This is a genomic window from Cedecea sp. AS113 (assembly GCF_037152415.1).
In the GTDB taxonomy this organism is placed as follows: Bacteria; Pseudomonadota; Gammaproteobacteria; order Enterobacterales; family Enterobacteriaceae; genus Cedecea.
Window position 1 is genome coordinate 1 of sequence record NZ_JBBCMI010000048.1, and the last position, 1,616, is coordinate 1,616.

A 1,616-nucleotide genomic window follows, 5' to 3' on the forward strand; every position below is an offset into this window, starting at 1 on the left:
TTAGGTAAGGAGGTGATCCAACCGCAGGTTCCCCTACGGTTACCTTGTTACGACTTCACCCCAGTCATGAATCACAAAGTGGTAAGCGCCCTCCCGAAGGTTAAGCTACCTACTTCTTTTGCAACCCACTCCCATGGTGTGACGGGCGGTGTGTACAAGGCCCGGGAACGTATTCACCGTAGCATTCTGATCTACGATTACTAGCGATTCCGACTTCATGGAGTCGAGTTGCAGACTCCAATCCGGACTACGACGCACTTTATGAGGTCCGCTTGCTCTCGCGAGGTCGCTTCTCTTTGTATGCGCCATTGTAGCACGTGTGTAGCCCTACTCGTAAGGGCCATGATGACTTGACGTCATCCCCACCTTCCTCCAGTTTATCACTGGCAGTCTCCTTTGAGTTCCCGGCCGAACCGCTGGCAACAAAGGATAAGGGTTGCGCTCGTTGCGGGACTTAACCCAACATTTCACAACACGAGCTGACGACAGCCATGCAGCACCTGTCTCAGAGTTCCCGAAGGCACCAATCCATCTCTGGAAAGTTCTCTGGATGTCAAGAGTAGGTAAGGTTCTTCGCGTTGCATCGAATTAAACCACATGCTCCACCGCTTGTGCGGGCCCCCGTCAATTCATTTGAGTTTTAACCTTGCGGCCGTACTCCCCAGGCGGTCGACTTAACGCGTTAGCTCCGGAAGCCACGCCTCAAGGGCACAACCTCCAAGTCGACATCGTTTACGGCGTGGACTACCAGGGTATCTAATCCTGTTTGCTCCCCACGCTTTCGCACCTGAGCGTCAGTCTTTGTCCAGGGGGCCGCCTTCGCCACCGGTATTCCTCCAGATCTCTACGCATTTCACCGCTACACCTGGAATTCTACCCCCCTCTACAAGACTCAAGCTTGCCAGTTTCGAATGCAGTTCCCAGGTTGAGCCCGGGGATTTCACATCCGACTTAACAAACCGCCTGCGTGCGCTTTACGCCCAGTAATTCCGATTAACGCTTGCACCCTCCGTATTACCGCGGCTGCTGGCACGGAGTTAGCCGGTGCTTCTTCTGCGAGTAACGTCAATCACCAAGGTTATTAACCTTAATGCCTTCCTCCTCGCTGAAAGTACTTTACAACCCGAAGGCCTTCTTCATACACGCGGCATGGCTGCATCAGGCTTGCGCCCATTGTGCAATATTCCCCACTGCTGCCTCCCGTAGGAGTCTGGACCGTGTCTCAGTTCCAGTGTGGCTGGTCATCCTCTCAGACCAGCTAGGGATCGTCGCCTAGGTGAGCCATTACCCCACCTACTAGCTAATCCCATCTGGGTTCATCTGATGGCAAGAGGCCCGAAGGTCCCCCTCTTTGGTCTTGCGACGTTATGCGGTATTAGCTACCGTTTCCAGTAGTTATCCCCCTCCATCAGGCAGATCCCCAGACATTACTCACCCGTCCGCCGCTCGTCACCCAGGAGCAAGCTCCCCGTGCTACCGCTCGACTTGCATGTGTTAGGCCTGCCGCCAGCGTTCAATCTGAGCCATGATCAAACTCTTCAATTTAAAAGTGTTTGATGCTCAAAGAATTAAAACTGTTTATAAAATCAGTAGTCACTCTTCAAGACTTGATATTT

At 53.0% G+C, this 1,616-nt stretch carries 1 rRNA gene; it reads right to left on the reverse strand.

Going from position 1 to position 1,616, the window contains the following annotated elements:
• Positions 1–5: 5 nt before the first annotated feature.
• Positions 6–1,545: ribosomal RNA gene (locus WFN87_RS23940) — 16S ribosomal RNA — on the reverse strand.
• Positions 1,546–1,616: the final 71 nt, after the last annotated feature.